The sequence below is a fragment of the Metabacillus arenae genome, from assembly GCF_014773385.1.
Lineage (GTDB): Bacteria > Bacillota > Bacilli > Bacillales > Bacillaceae > Metabacillus_D > Metabacillus_D arenae.
Genome location: NZ_JACXAI010000031.1, coordinates 16,760 through 41,014, shown reverse-complemented (window position 1 = coordinate 41,014; position 24,255 = coordinate 16,760). Strand labels below are relative to the sequence as shown.

The window sequence follows — 24,255 nt, the reverse complement described above, 5'->3', positions numbered from 1 at the left end:
TATACCTAATAGAATAAAAACAAGAAGAATCTACTAGCGTTTAATACTACCTATCCATATAGATATAACCTTATCAATCCTAATATCGGCCATTATAGGTGAATAATAAGGGGTTCTAGGAAAAAATACCTCTTTATGAAAGCTGAAACAGATGAAAAAAGGCACGATATGTGGAAAAATCTCATATACTATATGGATTCGATCAATTGGTCAATTTTTTGTAATGATTGACGATTTTCAATAGATTATAGTATGATTATTTCTGTGTTTTTATTCTAAAAATGGAAAGGAGCATAGGAAAGACTAAATCATTAGATAGCGCCTGAACTAAGCTGACGGACGATAGCTTAGTTGACGAGGAGGAGGTTAATCGATTCTTCGGCGGATGCCTCCCGGTTGCACGATTACAACCGAACGCGACTCTTTAAACCATAGGGGCAACCTTGTGTACAAAGAGAGGAGCTTAATCGATCTCAAAAATAAAACATGTGTGAGGGGACGATGAAGGTCCCCGGCCTCTTTGTCCCTTTACAATTCGGGAGGAAGAATTAATTATGTGCGGAATTGTAGGATATATTGGTCAACAAGATTCAAAGGAAATTTTATTACGCGGCCTTGAAAAATTGGAATACCGCGGGTATGATTCTGCAGGTATTGCAGTTACTAACCACGATGGTATACACGTATTTAAGGAAAAGGGCCGTATTGCCATTTTACGTGAATCAGTTGATACAAGTGTGACAACTACTGCTGGAATCGGTCACACGCGCTGGGCAACACATGGTGTGCCAAGCAGGGTAAATGCTCACCCGCATCAAAGTGCATCTAGCCGCTTTACACTTGTTCACAACGGTGTAATTGAAAACTACATGCAATTGAAGCGTGAATATTTACAAGATATATCTTTGAAAAGTGATACAGATACAGAGATTGTCGTTCAAGTGATTGAAAAGTTTATTCAGCAAGGGGAAACTGTTGAAGAAGCTTTCCGTCAAACGTTATCTCTTTTAAAAGGTTCTTATGCGATTGCTCTTTTAGACGAGCAAAATCCTGAGACAATTTTTGTTGCGAAGAACAAAAGTCCATTGCTTGTTGGACTAGGCGAAGGCTTCAACGTAGTAGCATCTGACGCAATGGCGATGCTGCAAGTAACAAATCAATATGTTGAGCTTATGGACAAAGAAATGGTTCTAGTTACTCGTGAGCAGGTTGTTATTAAAACGTTAAATGGTGAAGTGGTAGACCGCTCACCATATACAGCAGAATTAGATGCAAGTGATATTGAGAAGGGCACTTACCCTCATTACATGTTAAAAGAAATTGACGAGCAGCCGCTTGTCATGCGCAAAATCATCCAAGAATACCAAAACGAAGCAGGCAGCGTGAAAATTAATGATGATATTGCAAATGCAGTAAATGCAGCAGACCGTGTTTATATTATCGCTTGCGGAACAAGCTACCATGCTGGTTTGGTTGGAAAACAGTTCATTGAAAGCTGGGCAAAAGTACCAGTAGAAGTACATGTGGCAAGTGAATTCAACTACAACATGCCGCTATTATCTGAAAACCCGCTGTTCATTTTTATTTCTCAAAGCGGGGAAACAGCAGACAGCCGGGCGGTCCTTGTTACAATTAAAGCGCTTGGACATAAAGCTTTAACAATTACGAACGTACCTGGGTCTACCCTTTCACGTGAAGCAGATTACACCCTATTGCTTCATGCAGGTCCTGAAATTGCTGTTGCCTCAACAAAAGCTTATACAGCACAAATTGCGGTATTAGCAATCCTGGCGGCCAAAACGGCTGAAAGCAAAGGACACTCTTTAGAGTTTGACCTTGTGAAAGAACTCGGTATTGCCGCCAATGCGATGGAAGCTCTTTGTGACCAAAAAGAAGAAATGGACTACATCGCGCGTGAATATTTATCAACAACACGCAACTGCTTCTTCATTGGCCGTGCAGTCGATTACTATGTAGGCCTTGAAGGCGCATTGAAGCTCAAGGAAATCTCCTACATCCAAGCAGAAGGCTTTGCTGGAGGAGAACTAAAACACGGTACAATCGCCCTAATTGAAAACGGCACACCAATCATCGCGCTTGCTACCCAAGGACACGTAAACCTGAGCATCCGCGGAAACGTAAAGGAAGTCGTCGCACGCGGAGCCAATCCATGCATTATTTCCCTTAAGGGACTTGAAGAAGAAGACGACCGCTTCGTCCTTCCAGAAGTGCATGAATCCTTAACTCCGCTAGTCTCAGTTGTCCCACTGCAGCTGATCGCTTACTTCGCAGCCCTTCACCGCGGCTGTGATGTCGATAAGCCGAGGAATTTGGCTAAGTCGGTTACGGTTGAGTAGGGAGATAAACGGCCGGTAGAGGTTTTTGTGGCTTTAAAATAAAGTTCAACCGTTTATAATAAAGTTCGACCGTTTAAAACAAAGTTTAACCGTTTATAATAAAGTTGCACCGTTTTACCCCTTTAGATATGATTATCTAAAGGGGTGTTTTTATGTCAAAAAGAAAAAGAACATCTAATATTGAAAAGTGGATTAAGGAAGGTCGTGGGGCAGGAATCGGTGCAGATTATCAACCATGGCTAAAGATTCAAGACGTTTCTTCATTAGGTCGGTCAACAAGGCTAAAGGGCATTAAAACGGGAAGACAGCATGAGTTTTTATCGGATTTGGAACGAAACTACTTTTATTTAACTGAATTTTCTGATTCTGTTTTTGATATTCGTGAGCAATTTCCTTTATTACCTCATGAAGAAACGATTTTAATTGCAGATGAGTTAGGAATAGAACATCCAAGACATCCAAAAACAGGTGAATATGTTGTGATGACAACCGATTTTGTATTAACAGTTGAAAATAGAAACCAACAAGTAGATGTTGCCAGAACAGTAAAGAGCAAAGAAGACTTGTTCAATGAGCGTATCACTCAAAAATTTGAAATTGAACGTGAATATTGGAGTAGGAGAGATACTAATTGGGCAATCGTTACTGAAGAGGAAATTGATAAGATATATGCCCGAAATATCAGTTATATCCATTCATACTACACTATCTCTCATTTTGAAAATTTTCAAGGAATGTTAAATTTATTGTTAGAGGACCTAAAATTGGAATATATAAAAAGATTGTTGAATCCAATAATGACTATAAGAGAAATATCAAATCAATTTGATAAGGATACGAATTTAGCCAGTGGAAGTGGTCTGAGTATTTTTTATCATTTAATCATCAATAAAGCAATTAGTGTAGATTTATCTCAAGAACTAAGAGTAGATGAAATAATTGAAATAGTTAGTATTGAAAATAACATCCTAGAGAAGGTGAAATATGGATGATCTTAGTTAATCGTGTTTATCAATATGTTGAAGATAATAAGCGCATTAGAATCATAGAAATTGTAGATCCAATGACGTTTTATGTAGATATAGATGCAGTATCTTCAATGCCTAGCGAAATATTACTGAGTAGTATTGAATCAGAACTTGAGCAAGAAAAATTGTTATTAATTAGCGATCCTTTTGCAAAAGCAATTGAAGATAAAGACTTAACTGAGGTACAGATTTTAAAAAGAGACGAGGGATTGCAAGTAATAGAGCAATATTGTTTGCCTATAATGGATACCCTTTTAAAAAAACGCGGTCGTGAAAATACTTTGAGTAAAATCGCAAAGATGAGTGGTGTTAGTAAAACAAAAGTTAAAAGATTACTTAGTCGGTATTGGCAAAGAGGGATGAACAAGAATGCATTATTGCCTGATTATTTTAAATCAGGTGGACATGGTCAAACAAGGAAATTAGATGAAAATAAGGTAGGGAGACCCCGAAATATTAATAGCAATGGAGAAAATCAATACGGTATCAATATTACAAATGAGATAAAGATACAATTTGAGCATGTTATTAATAAATATTATCGTTCGACAAATCAATATTCCTTAAAGGATGTTTATAACTTCTTATTACGAGATTTTTATTCTCATAGATATAAAGAGAATGGGACGTTAAAATATAAGATTTGGGATTCAAATCGTGTACCAACCTATCATCAATTTTACTATTGGTTCAAAAAATTCGAAGACCCTAAAAAGGATATTCAATTTAGAAAAAGTGCAAAGGAATATGAATTAAAGTATCGGCCATTAATTAGTAATTCGAAGATGGAAACAAATGGGCCAGGCACTCGATTTCAAATTGACGCAACAATTGCAGATATTTATTTAGCAAGTGCTATAGATAGAAGTAAGGTAATAGGTAGACCTGTAATTTATGCGGTTATCGATGTGTATTCTAGATTGCTTACTGGAATTTATATAGGTTTAGAGGGGCCATCTTGGTTAGGGGCAATGATGGCACTAGATAACATGGTTAGTGATAAAGTAGAATTTTGCAAACAGTATCAAATCGATATTACAGAAGAACAATGGCCTTCTCATCATATACCGGAAATTATTATAGCTGATAGAGGTGAATTTGAAGGCTATGCAGTTGAGAATTTGATAAACAATTTAAATATCAAGATTGAGAATACTTCTGCCTATCGTGGAGATTTAAAAGGGATTGTAGAAAGAAAGTTTCGTACTATTAATGGAAAAATAAAGAAGAAGGCACCAGGAGCTATTCAAAAAGAGTTTAGAGAACGTGGAGATATGGATTATCGTTTACATGCTACGTTGAATCTAAAAGAGTTTACACAAATCATTATCCAAATGGTACTGTATCATAATTTAAAGATTATTGAAAAGTATCCAATGGAAAAAGAGATGATTGCGGATGAACTGGTCCCTTCGCCAATAAATTTGTGGAATTGGGGAGTGCAGAACCGCAAAGGGCGTCCAAGAACGATAGAAAGAAAAATTTTTAGACTTAATGTTTTGCCAAAAGGTAAGGCAACTATATCACGAGCAGGAATTAAGTTTAAAAATTTATTATATGGTTCTGACAAAGCTCTTGAGGAACAGTGGTACTTAAAATTAAAAAATAAAAGCATAAATATAGTCTATGATCCACGTAATATTGAGAAAATCTATATTCCTCATGATGATGGTATGGATTATGACATATGTGTAATGTTAGGGCCTAGCCAACAATATAAAGAAAATTTCTTAGAGGATATTCTTTTCCAACAACAACTACAACGTGAGTTAGAAGAACTAGAAAAAACGAATCAAATCCAATTATCAGTAAACGTAGATACAGCCATTGAAGAAATTATTAAAAGGGCTGAAAAAGACAAGAAACAAACGGAAAGTGAACCGAAGAGTAAGGCTGAGAGGTTACGGTCAATCCGTGAAAATAAAAATGTAGAAAAACGCATGAATCGTAAAGAAGAACAGTTTGACTTAAGCCCCAATGCAGCATCACAGGTAGCAGAGATTATTGATTTTTCAACTAAGCAAAAAGTAGATGAACCCATAACTAAGTCAAATAATGCTCGTCTTATGGAAAAATTGAGAAAGAAAAGAGATGAGGAGTTTGAAAAAGAATGAAGACATTGTTGTTTTAAAGGGTGATTTCGAGAAAGCAGCATATAAAGAGCAACCTTTGTCAGAGTATGACCAAAATCCATTCATTGAAGCTCTTCCTCCGATTTTTTCAGAGGATGATGTATTAGACCGTTTCATGGTTACACCACGTATCACAAATCAAGATAAGGCTCGAGAAGTTAATATTCGCTATCATATTTTGAAAAGAGTTAAAACCTTTACACAGCCTTTACCTATTGTAGATTTAAAATAAAGTCGCGATGTTTATAAAAAAGATGCGATGTTTAAAATAAAGTCGCGACGTTTATAAAAAAGATGCGAAGCTTTGCCCCTTTGGATATGATTATCTAAAGGGGTGTTTTTGTGTCGAAAAGGAAAAGAACATCTAAAATTGATAAGTGGATTAAAGAGGGTCGAGGAGCTGGCAGTGGGGTAGATTATCAGCCTTGGCTTAAAATTCAAGATGTTTCCTCATTAGGTCGGTCAACAAGATTAAAAGGTATAAAAACAGGCAGACAACATGAGTTTTTATCAGATTTGGAACGGAACTACTTTTATTTAACTGAATTTTCTGATGTTATCTTGGATTTCGTGAACAATTTCCTTTATTACCACAAGAAGAGACGATTGTCATTGCTGAAGAGCTTGGGATTAAACACCCAGCTGATCCAAAAACAGGCGATCCAATTGTTATGACAACGGACTTTTTATTAACAGTTGATAAAGGACAAGGTGTATTTGAAGTCGCTCATACTATCAAAATGAAAGATAAGCTGTTAGAAGAACGTGTGTTAGAGAAGTTTGAAATTGAACGGGAATATTGGAAGCGTAGAAGCATTAATTGGGCAACTGTAACAGAGGAAGAAATTCATAAGACAATGGCTAGAAATATTAGTTATATCCATGATTATTTTGATATTCGTAGCTATGATGTATATCAAGAAATGGATGACCAAAATATTGAGGATTTATCCATGTCTCTTATGAATCGCCTATTGAATAATTCACGAAGTATCCGTGAAATTACTAATGAGTTTGATACAGATACACACTTACCTTTTGGAAGTGGTGTTACACTATTTTATCACTTGCTTGCTAGAAAAATCGTAGTCATTGATATGCAAAAGCCGATTGATTTAGAGCGAACAATTGATATTAAGTGTATTGATGAAGGTAATTTAGAGAAGGTGAAATACGGATGATTTATATTAATCAAGTGTTTCAATATGTGACCGATTCGACAAGGATTCGGGTAATTGATATTGAAGAACCACATGTCTATATTGTTAATATTGACACGAGTAGTGCTATGCCGAGGAGGGAGCTATATTCCAACCTAATTACAGAGATGAATCAAGGAGAGCTACTTGAGATTAATGATCCATATGCAAAAGTGATTTCAGAAAGTGATTTAACAGAAGTGCAAATTCGTAAGCGCGAAGAAGATTGGGAAACTATACAAAAATACTGTGTCCCCAATATGCAAGATTTGCTCTACAAACGAGGAAGAGAAAATAAAATTCGTGAAATCGTTCGGGACAGCAACTTAGGCAAGACAAAAGTTAAAAAGTTACTGACTCGCTATTGGCAGAGGGGGATGACAAAAAACGCTATGTTACCCGACTACTCTAATTCAGGTGGTAAAGGGAGAACAAAAGTCCTAACAAATGCAAAGGTTGGTCGTCCTAGAAAGATAAACATAAATAATGAATATCAAACCGGTATTAACATTACTGACGAGGTAAAGGTCCAAATTGAGCACGTTATCAACAAGTACTACAGGAAAAAGAATAATTACTCTTTACGAGATGTTTATAATTTCATGCTGCGTGACTTTTACTCTGATCGCTATAAGGAAAATGGTGAGCTAAAGTACCGTATTTGGGAGGCCACTCGAATTCCCTCGTACCATCAGTTTTACTACTGGTTTAAAAAGCTTGAAGACCCGAAAAAGGATATTCAGTTCCGTAAAAGTACAAAGGAATATGAATTGAAGCATCGTCCGATTTTAAGTGATTCTAAATCAGAAACTAATGGTCCCGGTACTAGATTTCAAATTGACGCAACTATCGCAGATATTTATTTAGTCAGTTCACTTGACGTAAATAAAGTAATTGGGCGACCAGTTATTTATGCTGTACTTGATGTATATTCACGCATTATTACAGGTCTTTATGTTGGGCTAGAAGGGCCGTCATGGATTGGTGCAATGATGGCTTTGGATAATATGGTTGCTGACAAAGTAGAGTTCTGTATGCAGTACGGAATTAATATTACACCTGAGCAATGGCCAACACATCATTTACCTGAAATTATTATCGCTGACCGAGGTGAGTTTGAAGGCTATTCGGTAGAGAATTTAATTAACAATCTTAATATTAAAATTGAGAATACCACAGCTTATCGGGGAGATTTGAAAGGGATTGTTGAAAGGAAGTTCCGTACATTAAATGGAAAAGTAAAGCAAAAAGCACCTGGGGCGATTCAAAAGGAATATCGAGAACGTGGTGATCAAGATTATCGCTTAAACGCTACGCTGAATCTAAAGGAATTTACATCTCTTGTTATTACGATGGTATTGCATCATAACCAAAAAATCATTGATAAATATCCTATTGAAAAAGAAATGGTAGCTGATGGGCTAGTGCCAACGCCAATTAATTTATGGAATTGGGGCATTCAAAACCGCAAAGGAAGGTTAAGAACAGTTGATCGAAATATTCTTCGTCTGAACGTGCTTCCACGTGGAAAAGCGACAATTTCAAGAGCAGGAATCAAGTTTAAAAATCTTCTTTATGGTTCTCGTCAAGCGATTGAAGAGCAATGGTATTTGAAGTTGAAAAATAGAAGTTTAGAAATTGTTTATGATCCACGACACATTGAAAAAGTCTATATTCCCCACGATGACGGAATAGATTTTGAGACGTGTATTTTATTAGAACCTAGTCAGCAATATAAAGGTGACTTCCTAGAGGAAATTGTCTTTCAACAACAACTTCGGAATGAACTAGAAGAAATGGATCGAACAAATCAAATTCAGCTTACAGTGAATACTAATGCTGCATTGGAAGAGATTATTAAAAAGGCTGCGAAGAACAAAAAACAATCTTTTAATCAACCAACAAGTAAGAAGGCTAAAATAGCAGCTATTCGTGAAAACAAGGATGTTGAAAAACAGTTAAATCGTGAAGCTGAAAAGTTTGATTTATCACCTAATAAGGTTAGTGAAGCAGCTGACGTAATCGACTTTGTTACAAAAGAGAAGATTGATGAAACACCACCTAAGAAATCAGACTCACGTCTTATGGAAAAACTTAAGAAGAAGCGAGATGAGGAATTTGGGAAAGACAAATGACATGGTTGTCTTAAAAGGGGATTTTGAGAAAGCTGTCTATAAGCAGCAACTTTTAAATGAATATACCAATAATCCTTTCATCGAAGCTCTTCCACCTATATTTAATGAGGATGATGTGCTAGAGCGATTTATGGTGACTCCACGAATTAGTGAGCAAGATAAGTTAAGTGAAACGAATATTCGTTATCACGTCTTAAAACGTGTAAGGAATTTTATCCAGCCGTTACCGATTCATTTCGAGGTAGAACGTCGATTGTCTACATTGATTCGGAGAGGTTACTTGGCGCGAAATCCATTAGATAGAACATTTCTAGAGCGTGTTCGAGTGTTGCATGAATTGCGTGAAGAAGAGGAAACAGCTCATAAATATATAGATGAACGACTAAATTATATGCGTTCAACTGCCGATAGCTTATCCATTATCGGTATTTCTGGAATTGGTAAAACAACAGCAATTGAACGTCTTTTGCTTATGTATCCACAAGTGATAAAGCATGAAGAATACAAAGGACAACCGTTTAATCGAACTCAAATTGTTTGGCTTAAAATTGACTGCCCGTATGATGGAAGTTTATCTACACTTTGCAAAAGCTTTTTCAAAGCAATTGATGATTTACTAGGCACTCGATATTTAGAAAAGTACGGTTATTTGAACCGTGTGACATCGACAATGTTATTGCACATGACATCGTTAGCAAGTATGTACGGCATTGGTGTTCTAGTAATTGATGAAATCCAGCACTTACTACATTCCAAAAATGAACAGGAAGAAATGTTGAATTTTTTTGTAACACTGTCTAATACAGTTGGCATTCCTACGGTTTTAATCGGCACTTCTAAAGCACAAAAACTATTCAAAGGAAACTTCAGACAGGCAAGACGGGCAGCGAGTGATGGAGCTATTATTTGGGATCGTATGGACGAAAATAGTGAAGAGTGGGAGTTTTTCCTAGAGACACTTTGGGAATTACAGTGTTTAAAAACCCATTCTGAGCTTACAGAGGAGACAAAGAAGGCATTTTATTATGAATGCCAAGGGATTACTGCTGTTGCCGTGAACCTATTTATTCTAGCGCAAGAACGAGTATTATTTGATGAAGACAACCCGGCTGAAATCATTACACCACAAGTATTAAAAAAGACTGCTAGGGAAGATATGCAAACGATTCAACCAATGATGACAGCTATTCGGACGAACAATTTTGCCGATATGATGAAATATGAAGATATTATGATTAACTTGGATGAAGTCATGCTGAATCACAAGCGAAATACTGAAATGACAGGACGTATTCAAGAAGCATTTAAAGAGCGCCAAAATACAATCGAGTATAAACGTCAAGACATGATCGGGAACTTAAGTGTTGAAGTGGCAGCCCTTGGTATTTTTGATAGTTTGAAAGAAAACGATATTAAAAAGCTCGCACAAAAAATAGTTGAGGGAAATCCACTTGATACTGAATTTAATCAACTTAAATCAGATGTGATTCAGCAGGCGATTGCATTAAATCAACAAAAGAAAGATCAGAAAGCAAAGGCAAAAGAAAAAAATGCAGAAATTCTACCATTGCTAAAGCTAAGAAAGGAAGCGTTAGACAAAAAACAACACTCCTACGAACTACTCAAAGCGAATGGATACATTAAAAATCCTTTGGAGGAATTCTACTAGGAGGGAATCAAATGCTGTCATTCTTTACTGATCCATATTCAGATGAATTGATATATTCGGCGGTCGCACGTTATCACTTTTACAGTGGAAATATTGATTGCAAGGATACGTTGGATGAAGTATTTCAAAGTCGTTCTGTTATACCAAGTGTAGAGATTGGCAGCCGTTTTTCTGTTCTAGCTGAGCAATTAGGCTCCAACTATTCTGTTAAAAGCCTATTAGCTAAGCATACTATTTATCCTTACTATGCTCCGTTTCTTTCTAAACAACGCCAGAAAGAACTTCTACAAGATGTTCAAGGAGATGGAAAAGGACTTTATACAAGACTTGGAATGGTCGCAGGAGGTATTTGTAAAAAGGACGGACTCTATTATTGTTCAGAATGTGCAGTTAGTGATATTGAGCAACATGGAGAGCCCTATATTCATCGTGAGCATCAACTACAAGGGATTGATTTCTGCGCGCATCATGAATTGAAATTAAAGAAGTATCCTATCGATTTTTCAAAGCAAAGTCGAATTGAGTTTATTCTATTTGATAAAAAGCTAATGAACTTATCGATCCTGCAAGAAGTTGAACCAAAAGAGTTTGTAACTATTCAAATTGCTTTGGCAAAGATTGCCTATCAACTGCTACAAGTCCCAATACATCAATTTTCAAGAGAATCTATTAATCTTAAATATCGTGTTCTTTTACGTGAGCGAAATTTAATAACAACTTCTAATCGAATTCGTCAAAATGAGTTATACAAAGCATTTCAATCAAAGTTCCCAAAAGGATTTTTAGTTAAGTATGAATCAGCAATCGATGTTGATGATGAGTACAATTGGCTGAAGGTCATTACACGTAATCTAAAACGCCATGCACATCCTTTCCGTCATTTGCTTATGCTTTTTTTCTTAGAACAAGATGTAGATTCCCTTTTACAAGTTGAAGCTGATACAGGTCCTTTCGGTAGTGGCCCATGGCCTTGTTTAAATAAAGCAGCTAATCATTATAAGGAATTTGTGATTCCTGAAGTAAATGTTACGAGAGATTTTAAAGCAAAAGCACCCATTGGTACGTTTGAATGCTCTTGTGGCTTTATTTACGCTAGAAAAGGTCCTGATAAATTATCTGAAGATAAATATCGTATTGGACGTATAAAAGCGTTTGGAGACGTCTGGAAGGTCAAATTACGTGAATTGGAAGCCGAAGGGACGTACAGTACAAGAACATTAGCTAAAATGCTTGGTGTAGATTCGAAAACGGTTAAAAAATATCTTTCTTCAGAGATAAAAATAGAAGGGATATCAGAAAACGATATTCATTCGATGTTGCTAATTTATCGAAAACAATTATTAAAAGGAATGCGGCAATACCCAAATTATTCAAGAACACAAATTCGTAAGTGTTTTCCAAAAGAATATATGTACTTGTATCATCACGATAAAGAATGGCTGTTTGAACAGTTGCCTATAATTCAGGAGAAGAAGAATAATCAAGCAATCGTCGATTGGGCCTCACGTGATCGAGAATACTGCTCTAAAGTGGAGAAGCTTTACAAGGAGCTAATCGAACTAGATAAACCTGTTCGAATTACAATCTCGATTATTGGAAAACGGCTTGGAATATTATCAAACTTGGAGAAACATCTTGATAAGCTCCCCCAGACTAAAAAGCTCCTATCTGAAACTACGGAATCTACTCAGCAATTCCAAATCAGACGTTGTTGTAAGATTATTGATCGAATGTTACAGGAGCAAGAATCAGTTGTATTATGGAAGGTGCAGCGTATTGGCGCTGTTAAGTCACATCATTTTCATGAAATAAAACCGTATTTGGAAGAGTATTTACGAACAAAACAGGAAGTGGAAAGTTTGAGCAAACAACAGGTTAAAATTACTTGGCCATTTGTAAAGGGAGAAAAAGCCGAATTAATTTGGATTGGCGAGCCCTTCCGACAAGATCATAAAATGATGATACATGCTTATTTTCGTGCGAGTGGACAAACAGAAAAAATTCTGATGGACTGGGGAACTTTACCCTGCTTAGCAATACAACACTTTTATACGGATGGGTTTATAACAACAAGTCATCCACCTCAAGGAGTGCGAGAAGTAGATATAACTATTTATCCTAATGGCGTGAAGTATTATGAGAAGCCTTGGAAAATTCGAGGTATGGACGATCCTGCAACTTCTCGTAGTTTCGTGTTCTCTTTTGATGGCAAGAATGTAATTTTACCAGTCATAGAAGTGTTGCGAAGCATTTTAGCTCCGAACGGCTTCCTTTTATATCGCTTGTTTGAATCGAATTCATTTCCTCAATTCTTCACAGAAACATATGAACCTAATAAAATTCATCTTAGCTTTTCATCACAATATGAATTGAAATACATAAAAACAACATTCATTTATCAATTGGCATGGTTGTTAACGAATCGTGATTTAAGGAAAATTTACGAAAATATTGCCTTTACTTGGTTGCAGGAAAAGTCTTTGAAATTTGAATGGAGCTTTACACAATCGATTACAATTACAGCACGTGTAAAAGAGAATAATAATACGTGGACAGTTCTGCAAATCGTAAATGTGAAAAATAAACATATTCCATACGAACATATCACAATTTCACATCCAGAAATACAAGATCAAGTGAAATCAAATGAGGCAAAGAAATACACTTATCTCTCCTTGAATAAAAAGGACGATGGAGAAGGATTTACATTAGATGAACAAGTAGATGGTTCTACAGAAAGTTTTGAACTTGTACAAATGAATCAGTTGAAACATGAATTTACATCGGTACCCAAAATCAAACGAATTAGCAGTAGTTCCTCAAAGCAGCGAACGAAAGAAGATGAAAATACTAAGAAATACTATGGCATTAATGATTTAATTCGATCTACAGCTGATAGTGGTGGCCAACAACTTGCACGAGGGTTGGAGCATCAAATGCTACATGAAATTCAGGCACAAGGTGAGCTGCAAGATTTTATTAATATGTTAAAAATATTGGAACAGCACCCGCAAGTACAGGTAATTAGAGCATTTACCGATGTGTTCCCAGAGGGCTTAGGAGAACGTAAATTTACAAAGCTAAGTGACAATGTTACGAAAAGACGATATGTGATTGCTGAAGTATATATGGTAAATAGACAACGATTCAACATTATAGAAGTAGAGCGAGAAAATCGTTCGTTGTCGATGCTCATTTTATCATCGCCTACTATTCATAACTGGAATTATATTTATAATTGTTTATTTGTGAATCTTGTTAATGACAACGGCACTTGGACGAGTAAAACATTAAAAATTATTGAAAATCAAGGTGTAAGTGTGGTAAAGGCGAAGCATAGTTCTAAAGGTATTCGTCATAGGAGTGAAATATTGTTAAATAAGTTAATTTAGAGGTGTCTTCCGCAATCGCGCCATATTGTGGAGGATCTTCCCCAAAGAGGGATGTAGCCAATATATCGGAAATTTTGTACGCTAAGCAGTATTGCAAATCATGAAAAAACTAGGTATTGATAGACTGGAATTAGATTGCAGCAAAATTTTAATTATGCTATTATTTGTGATGTATCAAATATTGATATATAAAATATTGATGTATCACACATTGATTTTCATATAAAAATGAAAAGGAGTTATATGATGGGCATATTGTCTTCTGAAAAAACTTTTCTACAAATTCAAGAACTTCAGCGTCTGTTGAATAGCTCATTTGCTCAATGCTCCGGGATTAGCATGTCCCGAATGCAACTGCTATTCCATGTGTATCAGTCTCAAGAAATCAACCAAACTGAACTGCAAAAACTGATGGGCATAAACCATGCTGCCATTACCCGTCATCTAAAACAGCTTGAAGCCGATAATATGGTAACTCGTCGTACCAGTTCACAGGACAATCGAATCACGCTTGTTAAAATCACAGAGGATGGCTGTCAACAGGTTGCAATCCTTAGAGAATCAAGCGAACAATTTCTGAAACAGATGATGTCAGGATTTAGCGAACATGAAATGTCGCAGCTATCAGCAATGTTGCAGCGAATTATTCAAAATTTAAGTTCTTCATGATCTCGTTATTTTTTATTAAATGAATTCATCTATCAAGGAGTGTGTTTTAAAAATGACAACTACTCTGAACAAACCCAATATCCTAATTGTAGGTGCAGGTGCAGTAGGAGTTCCTCTCGGATACCATCTCAGTTTGTCTGGTGCAGACATTACCTACCTTGTTCGAGAAGGACGAAAAGCCAAATTAAATTCTCCTCAACAGCTTTATTGTTATGATGACGCTACACTGAAAAGCTTTACCGATTTCAGCGTCATTGATAATGTCGCTGAATTGGTGGGGAAACAATTCCAGTTTATCATCGTCACACTTGACGGACATAGCAGCCGAACAACAGAAGGCACAGCCACGCTTCGTAAACTCGGTGAAGTAGCACAAGCTTCTAAAGCTTCTGTTATTATGTGTGGTTGCGAGTATCAAGTATTCATAGTAGCTTTTAAGCCCGATTTTCCTTCTTAGAGTACTTTAAATACTCTTATTTTTCGTAGTATTGTTTTTTCGGGGGGATGGGCAAAAAACCCCTTTTTCAATAATAAAAAAGCATCCGTCCAGGTTTAAGATGATTATAAAGATTGACATCGGCAAAATACGTGTATATACTCGTAATTATAAGAGAACAAAATTCAACAGTTGAGTATATCTTCTTGATTGTAGGAAAGGTTGGTAAAAATTATGAGAGAGCAAAATTCAACGGCAGATTTTTCAGGGACGACCGATTATGCAGCAGCGTGCGCTTGCTTGAATTTAAGAAAAGCGTCCCGGTTCATTACCAGTTTATATGATGAATATTTAAGGCCAGTCGGGCTTCGGTCTACACAGTTGTCATTACTGATGGCACTTGAACAGGCCGGGTCTGTCACCATTACATCTCTCTCTGAATTTCTTCTGATGGATCGGACCACATTGCCACGGGATCTTAAGCCGCTTGAGAGACAAGGCTGGGTGTCGATCACGGAAGGGGAGGATCGTAGAAAACGATTAATTGCTCTGACACCTGACGGCCGGGACCTTCTTAAGCGTGTGCTGCCGTTATGGGAACAGGCGCAAATCCGTATTCGAGACTATATGGGCGATGACCGTTATAAAGGTTTACTTGGTCAATTGTCTGATATCGTTAAGCTAAATAGGCAAGATTAATTTTTTTACCAAAAAAGGTGTATATACACTCAATATGAAAGGATGGATAAAAGTGTCCAAAATTAACAAACATCCCACAGTTGTGCGTTACTACGAATCCTCTGCGCAATCCACTACTCTCGACAACGAAACGGTTGATTATGAGTGGATACGTGAATTATGCCTTGAGGCCGGAGCTGACGATGTAGGGGTTGTATCCATTGAACGTTCGGAATTGGATGATCAACGGGATGACATGTTATCCGCATTCCCGCATGCCAAGACTGTGATCAGTTTCGTTGCCAGAATGAATCGAGAACCGATCCGCACACCAGCGCGATCCCTTGCCAATATTGAATTTCATCATACCGGAGATAAGATAGCGGAGATATCCCATCACATCGTGTCCAGATTGGAAGCGCGGGGGATACGGGCTTTAAATTCAGCAGTTGGTTTCCCGATGGAGATGGATAAGTTTCCAGGCAAGACTTGGGTCATTTCGCTCAAGCCTGTTGCCGTTGCGGCAGGGTTAGGCCATATGGGCATCCACCGTAACGTGATTCATCCGAAATTCGGAAACTTCATTCTGCTTGGCGCCATTATGATCGATGCCAGGGTCAACCAGGAAGACCGGCCGATTGACTACAACCCGTGTCTGGAATGCAAACTTTGCGTAGCTGCCTGCCCTGTGGGCGCGATCGGTGCGGACGGCCAATTTAATTTTTCTTCATGCGTTACGCACAATTATCGTGAGTTTATGGGCGGTTTCAGCGACTTGGTGGAAACGATCGTGGACAGCAAGAACGTCAAAGAGTACCGGAATGAAGTACCGATAACCGAAACGACTTCCTGGTGGCAAAGTTTGAGTTTCGGGGCTAACTACAAAGCGGCTTATTGCTTGTCGGTTTGTCCGGCGGGCGAAGATGTGATCGGGCCGTTTCTGAAAGACCGTAAAGGGTTCACGAATGATATATTAAAGCCGCTGCAGGCAAAAGAGGAGACGGTGTATGTAACCCCTGGCTCTGATGCGGAAGCGTATGTCGTGAAACGTTTTCCCCATAAAACGGTAAAACGCGTCGGGAATGGCCTCAGGCCGAACACGATTCGCCTTTTGATCACCCTGATGCCTCATGCATTCCAGCCGAAGCAGGCGTCGGGTTTAAACTGCACCTATCATTTTGCATTCACCGGAGATGAAACGAGACAAACGACAATCGACATTCGGGACAATAAGCTCCAGATTAGGGACGGTTTTCACGGCAAGCCGGATATTCGGATTACGGTGGATAGCAAAACGTGGCTTAAGATCGTGGCGAAGGAAAAAAATGTGGCTGCGGCATTGCTGACAAGAAAACTGAGGATCAAAGGGAACCCCAAATTGTTGATGAAATTTGAGAAATGCTTTGCATAATGGCAAAGTTGGAGTATATCTTCTTGGTTGTAGGAAAGGTTGGTAAACGCCAACGACAAATCTATTTTACATTGCAACGCTCAAAAGCCGTAAGTTGAATATAAAAACATATAAAGGAAGGGAAATAAAAATGCAAAAATATACTATTGTAGATAAAGAGACTTGTATTGCGTGTGGAGCATGTGGAGCTACTGCACCAAATATTTTTGATTACGATGATGAGGGGATCGCTTTTGTTATTTTAGATAATAATGAAGGAACAGCCATTGTACCTGATGAATACGAAGATGACTTACTAGATGCTTTTGAAGGATGTCCAACTGAATCAATTAAAATAGCTGAAGAGTCGTTTGAAGGAAATTCAAAGCTTGAATAGAAGTAAAAACAAAAAACGAAAGAAATAACTCTAGAACTTTATGTTTATTCTAACTAAGGATGATGATCATGATAGAAGAAAAGAAGATTTATGATATAACCATAATTGGTGGTGGACCAGTTGGCTTGTTTACAGCTTTTTATGGAGGAATGAGGCAAGCGAAGGTGAAAATTTTAGAGAGCCTCCCTCAACTAGGGGGACAGTTGTCGGCTCTTTATCCAGAAAAATTCATTTATGATATAGCTGGTTTTTCAAAAATACGAGCTCAGGAATTAGTTGAAAATTTAAAAGAGCAAATGAAGGTATTTGAACCGACAATTTGCCTTGAAGAAGCAGTTGAACAGATTGAAAAGCAAGTAGATGATACATTTAAGATATCGACAAACTGTGATGTTCATTATTCAAAATCAGTTATTATTACAGCAGGAAATGGAGCTTTCCAGCCTCGTAAACTGGAACTAGAGGATGCAGTACGTTTTGAAAATAGCAATATTCATTATTTTGTGAACAATATGGACCAATTTAAGGGTAGGAAAGTAGGGTTTCTAGGTGGTGGCGATTCTGCTGTTGATTGGGCTTTAATGTTAGAACCAATCGCTGAAAAAGTAACATTGATACACAGAAGAGATAAATTTCGCTCGCATGAACATAGCGTAGAGCAATTGATGAATTCTTCAATTGAAGTGAAAACACCCTATATCCCTGTAGAGTTGGTAGGGGCAGATCATATCAAACAAATCGTTTTAGAACATGCTAAGACTAAACATAAACAAGTAGTTGACGTTGATGATTTAATTGTTAATTTCGGCTTTGTCTCCTCTCTCGGACCAATTAAAGAATGGGGATTGGAAATTGAGAAAAATGCAATTGTAGTTAATTCTAAGCAAGAAACAAATATTGCAGGCATTTATGCAGCTGGAGATATTTGTACGTATGACGGGAAGGTTAAATTAATTGCATCAGGTTTTGGCGAAGGTCCTACTGCAGTAAATAATGCCAAAGCCTATATTGATCCTAAGGCGAAACTTCAACCGTCACATAGTACTTCTTTATTTAGTTAGAGATAGATATCAAATAAAATATTTGGAAAAAGGGAGGTGTCCGTAGTGATAACAGAAGCAATAGTTATCGAGGCATTAAAACGAGTAAAGGATCGTGACTTAAATAAAAACATTATTGATACTGGTGGCCTTCGTGAGCTAAAAGTAAAAGAAGGAAATGTTAGTTTGAAAATTGCACTAGCACAAACGGGAACACCTGAGCAAATGGAAGTGCAGCAAGAAATAGTAAATGTGATAAAAGGAGAAGGCGCAACTTCAGTAGGTCTTCGCTTTGAGGAATTAAAGAACGAGGAGCTTCAAAAACTTGGTGGCATAAATGAGCCTGCTTTTAACGGGCCGCAGATTCTTGCTCCTAATAGCAAAACAACCTTCATCGCTGTAACGAGTGGAAAAGGCGGGGTAGGTAAATCTACTGTTTCTGTTAACCTTGCGACATCTCTTGCCCGTTTAGGGAAAAATGTCGGAATCATTGATGCTGATATTTATGGATTTAGTGTACCCAATATGATGGGAATTGAAGAAAGACCGAAAGTAATTGATGATCGAATTTACCCAGTCGAGCGTTTCGGCATCAAGGTAATTTCAATGGGTATCTTTGTTGAAGATAATGCCCCTGTTATTTGGAGAGGGCCGATGCTTGGCAAAATGTTAAATCAATTCTTTACGAAAGTAGAATGGGGAGAATTGGATTACTTAGTTCTTGATTTGCCACCGGGAACAGGAGATGTTGCACTAGATCTTCATACAATGCTCCCACACTCAAAAGAAATCCTAGTCACAACGCCGCATGCAACAGCTGCCTTTGTAGCAGCACGTGCCGGTACAATGGCGATAAAAACACATCACGAAATCCTAGGTGTTGTTGAAAATATGGCTTATTTTGAAAGTGGTGTGACTGGTGAGAAGGAATATGTATTTGGAAAAGGTGGAGGAGAGCGACTGACCGAGGAATTAAAAACTGATTTGCTTGGACAAATCCCCCTAGGGCAGCCTGAAGTAAATGAAGAAGATTTTGCACCTTCAATCTACAGTGTGGATCACCCAATTGGGAAGATTTACGAGCAAATTTCAAAACGAGTGATTGAAAAAACAAGAGGGTAACTCAAAATCAAAGGATCTGACCCATAGCATACACTTTATAATGTTGTGCAAATGCTCAATGCTTAATGGTAAATTCGGCAGTGGAATTTGGCATGGAAATTCACCTGTTTGCTGTCCTTTGCAAATAAGATCCGCAAGAGCTCTGTTTGAAAAAATGCTGTACCTATGCAAGCTTGCCAGCGAAAATATGTTCGTCGGCGGCTTGGTTCTTGTTAAAAAAAGCAAACGGCGGCAAAGAGTCGGCGCCTGCTCTACTGCTGTGACTATATAAATCATTTATATAGAAAGGATTGATTTTTATGAAAATAGATTCCAACACAATTCTCATAACGGGTGGAACAGCCGGGATTGGATTCGAGCTTGCTACTCAGCTCCTTCAGCTTGGGAACACCGTATTTATTACCGGGCGAGATCAGTCCGGATAAAGAATCCGATCTTGATTATGTACCTAACCATAGTATTCAAGCAGAAGTGAACTATGCTATTTCAAATGGTTTTAGGTTCGGTGGACATAATGCCGTTTTAGTGTTTAAGAAAATTAAGGAAGCTCCTAGCTACAGAGCAGAATGCAATGAATCATATTAAGAAATTATTAAACGACCCAAAACTATTGTTAATGGAGGCGTAAGTAAATGGTTATCGGAGATTTCCCAATTGAAACAGATACTATAGTCATCGGTGCAGGTCCTGGGGGTTATGTAGCAGCAATTCGTGCTGCCCAGCTGGGACAAAAAGTAACAATTGTAGAAAAGGAATATTTGGGCGGTGTATGTTGTAATGTCGGCTGTATTCCTTCAAAGGTATTAATTTCCGCAGGTCACCGCTATGAAACAGCTAAGCATTCGGATGCATATGGAATTAGAGCAGAGAATGTAAAGGTTGATTTTTCAAAGTACAAGAGTGGAAAGCTAGTGTAGTGAAAAAGTTAACTGGCGGAGTCGAAGGACTATTAAAAGGAAATAAAGTAATGGTCGGACGCCGCCCGAATACGGATGAAATAGGTCTTGAACAAGCAGGCGTAAAAATGACGGACCGTGGACTTATTGAAATCGATAAGCAATGCCGTACGAATGTTCCTAATATTTATGCAATCGGTGATGTTGTTCCAGGTCCACAATTAGCACATAAGGCATTCTATGAAGCAAAAATTGCTGCTGAAGCGATTGCCGGACATCTATCTGAAATTGATTATATAGGCATTCCAGCAGTCGTATTTTCAGACCCTGAGCTTGCAACTGTAGGTTATACTGAACAACAAGCAAAAGATGAAGGTATTGAAGTAGTAGCTACGAAATTCCCATATGCGGGAAATGGACGTGCCTTGCCACTTGACAGCACAGATGGGTTCGTTAAGCTTGTAACTCGTCAAGAAGATGGACTTGTTATCGGAGCGCAAGTTGCCGGAGCAAATGCATCAGATATCATTTCGGAGTTAGGTTTGGCTGTTGAAGCAGGAATGACTGCCGAAGACATCGCTATGACAATCCATGCCCATCCAACACTAGGAGAAATGACAATGGAAGCTGCCGAAGTTGCACTTGGAACCCCAATTCATATCATTAAATAATTTATTGGATTATGTACCGAACCAATCAATTCAAATGTATAGGAGGTAAAATCAATGAGTACAGCTATTGAAAATGAAGTCATTTATAAAGCAAAGCTTGCAAAAGAAGCAAGTTTAGAAATGCAAAATAAAACAACTGAAGAAAAAAATACAGCACTATTAGCAATTGCAGAGCAATTACTAATAGATCAAGCGTTTATACTAAAAGAAAATGCAAAAGACATTGAATATGGTCATAAATTAGGGTTATCTGAGTCCATAATCGATCGTCTTATGCTGAATCCAGAACGGGTTAAAGCCATGAGTGATGCAATTCATTTAGTAATTGATTTGCCCGATCCAATTGGAGAAGAATTGGACCGTATAAATAAAGATAATGGACTGATTATTAGTAAGCGACGTGTGCCACTAGGTGTCCTTGGTATGATTTATGAAGCCCGTCCGAATGTGACCATTGATGCAGCTACGCTGTCATTAAAAACAGGAAATACAGTTCTACTGCGTGGCTCTAGTTCAGCAAAACACTCCAATATGGCTTTAGTTACGTCTATACATCAAGCATTGAAACGTGTACAATTCCCTCAAAATGCGGTACTTCTAATTGAGGATACGTCACGCGAAACTGCTAAAACATTATTTAACTTAACAGAATATTTGGACCTTTTAATTCCTCGGGGAGGCAAAGATTTAATTGATTTAGTGGTACGTGAAGCAAGTGTGCCTGTTATTGAAACAGGGGCTGGTAACTGCCATGTTTTTGTTGATGCAACCGCAAAATACGATATTGTAAGACCAATCGTACTAAATGCTAAAACTCATCGTCCATCAGTATGTAATGCGATTGAAAGTTTATTAATCCATGATGAATTCTTTAATAATTATGGGAAAGAACTACTTGAAACGGTATCAATTGCTGGAGTTAAAATTTATGGAGATGAAAAAGTTTGTAAAGTATTTCCGACAGCCTTCAAAGCAACAAAGGAACATTATGCAAAAGAATTTTCAGATTTAATCATCAGTGTGAAAACTGTAAATAGTGTTGAAGAAGCCATTGCTCATATTAATCAATATGGTACAAAACATTCCGAGTGTATTGTGTCGGAAACGTCAAAGAATGTTGAACAATTCTTAAATGGTATTGATGCAGCAGTTGTCTATCATAATGCCTCAACACGCTTTACAGATGGCTTTGAATTTGGATATGGTGCAGAAATTGGCATTTCAACACAAAAGCTACATGTAAGAGGACCAATGGGGTTACCAGCTTTAACGACGACAAAATATTATGTCAATGGAGACGGACAAATTCGACTTTAATTAGTCACAATGTTATTTAAAATTTCTTTAAATCATGCATAGACGATAAAAAATAAATAAAGGCCAAATGTAAAGATTGACATCGATACAATAAGTGTATATACTCGTAATTATGAGAAAACAAAATTCAACTTCAGATTTTTCAGGGACGACCGATTATGCAGCAGAGTGCGCTAGCTTGAATTTAAGAAAGGCGTCCCGGTTCATTACCAGTTTATATGATGAATATTTAAGACCAGTCGGGCTTCGGTCTACACAGTTGTCATTGTTGATGGCACTTGAACAGGCCGGGTCTGTCACCATTACATCTCTCTCCGAAATTCTTCTGATGGATCGGACCACATTGGCACGGGATCTTAAGCCGCTTGAGAGACAAGGCTGGGTGTCGATCACGGAAGGAGAGGATCGCAGAAAACGATTTATTGCTCTGACACCTGACGGCCGGGACCTTCTTAAGCGTGCGCTGCCGTTATGGGAACAGGCGCAAATCCGTATTCGAGACTATATGGGTGATGACCGTTATAAAGGTTTACTTGGTCAATTGTCTGATATCGTTAAGCTGAACAGGCAAGATTAATGTTTGGTTCATCGCAGTTTAGAGTGAGATTAAGATGGGTTTTAAGAGATTTTATATGGAGTTGCGGGCATGATAGCCTTGTAGGCAAAGCTAGTTTTCCTTGCCAATTGGCCTCTTGGCTTATAAATCATGCCCTTTCGGTTTTGATAGTCTTTCAATCCTCCACTCAAAAATGCGAATAGCATAATTTTTTTTTGTAAAAAGGTGTATATACACTTAATATGAAAGGATGGATGAAAGTGTCTAAAAATCAACAAACATCCCACAGTTGTGCGTTACTACGAATCCTCTGCGTAATCCACCACTGAGAATCTTGTTGCACAATAAAGCAAGTAAAGCCACTATATAAATCATTTATAGAGAAGGATTGATTTTTATGAAAATGGATTCCAACACAATTCTTATAACGGGTGGAACATCCGGGATTGGATTCGAACTTGCTGCTCAGCTCCTTCAGCTTGGGAACACCGTAATTATTACCGGGCGGGATCAGTCCAAACTGGACTTAGCCAAAAAGAAACTGCCAAACGTTCACACATTTCAGAGTGATGTAAGCGATCCAAAGGCCATATCTGACCTTTATGAAAAAGTAATCAGTCAATTTCCAGAACTGAATGTTCTGATCAATAATGCTGGGGTTATGTATAAATTGAACTTTCATACCAAAGAGGTTGATTTAGTGGATTTCAGTAGCGAGATTGAAATTAACCTCAGTGGTTCGATCCGCATGGTGAACCAATTCTTATCGCACTTAAAGACGAAGAAATCCGCTGCGATTATGAATGTCTCATCCGCACTTGCATTTGTTCCTTATCCGGCAATGCCGGTATATAGTGCGACGAAAGCTGGTATTCATTCATTTACACAATCACTGCGAATCCAGCTAAAAAATACTAATATTAAAGTGTTTGAATTGGCGCCTCCAGCTATTCAGACCCCTTTAGTTGAAGTTTTTGATGCTGACGAGATCAAAGCCATGAAACCAATGGATGCCAATAAGATGGTTAGGTACACAATCAAGGGTTTGGAAAAGGATCGATTTGAGATCCTGCCGGGCCAGAGCAGTGCGCTTAAGTTCATGAGTCGTGTTGCGCCTCAGTTTATGTTAAATCAGTTTAGCAAAACCAAGAGTTAACTATACGGAACATTG

Annotated in this window: 17 protein-coding genes and 3 pseudogenes; all 20 read left to right on the top strand. The window is 37.9% G+C overall.

From position 1 onward, the window contains the following. Positions 1-554 precede the first annotated feature (554 nt). The 20 genes and pseudogenes from glmS to IC621_RS19640 all read left to right on the top strand — a co-directional run bounded on the left by glmS (position 555) and on the right by IC621_RS19640 (position 24,240). The gene (gene glmS / locus IC621_RS19740) at positions 555-2,357 is read left to right on the top strand and encodes a glutamine--fructose-6-phosphate transaminase (isomerizing) (protein WP_191160650.1); all 1,803 of its coding nucleotides are present in this window, start codon (positions 555-557) and stop codon (positions 2,355-2,357) included. A 152-nt stretch (positions 2,358-2,509) separates the two neighbouring features. After that, a complete protein-coding gene (locus IC621_RS19735; RefSeq protein WP_191160648.1) occupies positions 2,510-3,349 on the top strand; it encodes a TnsA endonuclease N-terminal domain-containing protein in 840 nt (279 codons plus the stop codon). Then, a complete protein-coding gene (locus tag IC621_RS19730) occupies positions 3,346-5,499 on the top strand; it encodes a Mu transposase C-terminal domain-containing protein (RefSeq protein WP_191160646.1) in 2,154 nt (717 codons plus the stop codon). The genes IC621_RS19735 and IC621_RS19730 overlap by 4 nt, the downstream gene beginning before the upstream one ends. Next, the gene (locus IC621_RS19725) at positions 5,486-5,749 is read left to right on the top strand and encodes a hypothetical protein (RefSeq protein ID WP_224752670.1); all 264 of its coding nucleotides are present in this window, start codon (positions 5,486-5,488) and stop codon (positions 5,747-5,749) included. The genes IC621_RS19730 and IC621_RS19725 overlap by 14 nt, the downstream gene beginning before the upstream one ends. A 110-nt stretch (positions 5,750-5,859) precedes the next feature. After that, positions 5,860-6,698 (top strand): annotated as a pseudogene (locus IC621_RS27075) (TnsA endonuclease N-terminal domain-containing protein). Then, a complete protein-coding gene (locus IC621_RS19715; RefSeq protein WP_191160644.1) occupies positions 6,695-8,851 on the top strand; it encodes a Mu transposase C-terminal domain-containing protein in 2,157 nt (718 codons plus the stop codon). The pseudogene IC621_RS27075 and the gene IC621_RS19715 overlap by 4 nt, the downstream one beginning before the upstream one ends. Continuing rightward, on the top strand, positions 8,826-10,520 hold the full coding sequence (locus IC621_RS19710) for an ATP-binding protein (protein ID WP_224752668.1): 1,695 nt from the start codon (positions 8,826-8,828) through the stop codon (positions 10,518-10,520). Before IC621_RS19715 ends, IC621_RS19710 begins: the two co-directional genes overlap by 26 nt. 11 nt (positions 10,521-10,531) lie before the next feature. Beyond that, positions 10,532-13,912, top strand: a complete 3,381-nt coding sequence (locus IC621_RS26610) for a Tn7-like element transposition protein TnsE (protein WP_224752667.1) — start codon at positions 10,532-10,534, stop codon at positions 13,910-13,912. A 246-nt stretch (positions 13,913-14,158) separates the two neighbouring features. Continuing rightward, the gene (locus IC621_RS19695) at positions 14,159-14,581 is read left to right on the top strand and encodes a MarR family winged helix-turn-helix transcriptional regulator (protein WP_191160642.1); all 423 of its coding nucleotides are present in this window, start codon (positions 14,159-14,161) and stop codon (positions 14,579-14,581) included. Between the two features lie 52 nt (positions 14,582-14,633). Then, positions 14,634-15,038 (top strand): ketopantoate reductase family protein, encoded by a 405-nt coding sequence (locus IC621_RS19690; protein ID WP_224752666.1) that lies wholly within the window; start codon positions 14,634-14,636, stop codon positions 15,036-15,038. A 213-nt stretch (positions 15,039-15,251) separates the two neighbouring features. Next, a complete protein-coding gene (locus IC621_RS19685; protein WP_191160640.1) occupies positions 15,252-15,716 on the top strand; it encodes a MarR family winged helix-turn-helix transcriptional regulator in 465 nt (154 codons plus the stop codon). Positions 15,717-15,768: 52 nt separating this feature from the next. Continuing rightward, positions 15,769-17,106, top strand: coding sequence for an SCP2 sterol-binding domain-containing protein (locus tag IC621_RS19680; protein WP_318153094.1), 1,338 nt, complete (start codon positions 15,769-15,771; stop codon positions 17,104-17,106). A gap of 130 nt (positions 17,107-17,236) precedes the next feature. Next, the gene (locus tag IC621_RS19675) at positions 17,237-17,482 is read left to right on the top strand and encodes a ferredoxin (protein WP_191160636.1); all 246 of its coding nucleotides are present in this window, start codon (positions 17,237-17,239) and stop codon (positions 17,480-17,482) included. Positions 17,483-17,550: 68 nt separating this feature from the next. Then, the gene (locus IC621_RS19670; protein ID WP_191160633.1) at positions 17,551-18,543 is read left to right on the top strand and encodes an NAD(P)/FAD-dependent oxidoreductase; all 993 of its coding nucleotides are present in this window, start codon (positions 17,551-17,553) and stop codon (positions 18,541-18,543) included. Between the two features lie 45 nt (positions 18,544-18,588). Beyond that, a complete protein-coding gene (locus IC621_RS19665; protein WP_191160631.1) occupies positions 18,589-19,644 on the top strand; it encodes an Mrp/NBP35 family ATP-binding protein in 1,056 nt (351 codons plus the stop codon). A gap of 299 nt (positions 19,645-19,943) precedes the next feature. After that, positions 19,944-20,063 (top strand): annotated as a pseudogene (locus tag IC621_RS19660) (SDR family NAD(P)-dependent oxidoreductase); the annotation flags it as partial. 213 nt (positions 20,064-20,276) lie between these two features. Further along, positions 20,277-21,211 (top strand): annotated as a pseudogene (locus IC621_RS19655) (FAD-dependent oxidoreductase). A gap of 54 nt (positions 21,212-21,265) precedes the next feature. After that, the gene (locus tag IC621_RS19650; RefSeq protein WP_191160627.1) at positions 21,266-22,528 is read left to right on the top strand and encodes a glutamate-5-semialdehyde dehydrogenase; all 1,263 of its coding nucleotides are present in this window, start codon (positions 21,266-21,268) and stop codon (positions 22,526-22,528) included. A gap of 178 nt (positions 22,529-22,706) precedes the next feature. Next, positions 22,707-23,105, top strand: a complete 399-nt coding sequence (locus tag IC621_RS19645; protein ID WP_224752665.1) for a MarR family winged helix-turn-helix transcriptional regulator — start codon at positions 22,707-22,709, stop codon at positions 23,103-23,105. A gap of 376 nt (positions 23,106-23,481) precedes the next feature. After that, the gene (locus tag IC621_RS19640) at positions 23,482-24,240 is read left to right on the top strand and encodes an SDR family oxidoreductase (RefSeq protein WP_191160623.1); all 759 of its coding nucleotides are present in this window, start codon (positions 23,482-23,484) and stop codon (positions 24,238-24,240) included. The last annotated feature ends 15 nt before the right edge of the window (positions 24,241-24,255 follow it).